Origin of the sequence: Streptobacillus felis, assembly GCF_001559775.1 — a bacterium.
GTDB classification, from domain to species: domain Bacteria; phylum Fusobacteriota; class Fusobacteriia; order Fusobacteriales; family Leptotrichiaceae; genus Streptobacillus; species Streptobacillus felis.
Window position 1 is genome coordinate 1 of sequence record NZ_LOHX01000228.1, and the last position, 528, is coordinate 528.

General features: G+C 24.1%; 1 pseudogene. It reads left to right on the forward strand.

Annotation, left to right across the window (positions count from 1 at the left end):
• Window positions 1–193: 193 nt before the first annotated feature.
• Window positions 194–528 (forward strand): annotated as a pseudogene (locus AYC60_RS04115) (ABC transporter permease); the annotation flags it as partial.

The following is a 528-nucleotide window of genomic DNA, read 5'->3' on the forward strand; positions in this document are numbered from 1 at the left end:
AAAATAAAGGATAAAATATTTATAAGGATTGATTTTTTTAATAAAAAAATATCAGTCCTTTTATTTTTATTAAATTTAATCATATATAAAATAGATTGAACCATTAAGTTTTTGTATATTTCAAAATGTTGACTTGAGATTAAAATAGTAGTATACTCCACATTAAATAAATTTGAATGTGAGGAATTAAAATATGAATAATATGTTAAAGTATATAGTTAAAAGAACATTTACAGGACTTATTACATTATGGCTTGTGATAACTATAACTTTTTTTCTTTTGCATAAATTACCTGGAGATCCTTTTGAAAGCGAAAAAGCAATTCCACCACAGATTAAGGCTAGCCTTATGCAAAAATATGATTTAGATAAACCTTTAAGTACACAGTATTTTAAATATTTAAAGAATATGTCTAAAGGAGAATTAGGTGTTTCTATGAAAGAAAGGGGAAGAACAGTTAATTCTATTATTAAAAGATCATTTCCAGGTTCAGCAGATTTAGGATTAAGAGCAGTATTATTTGGATT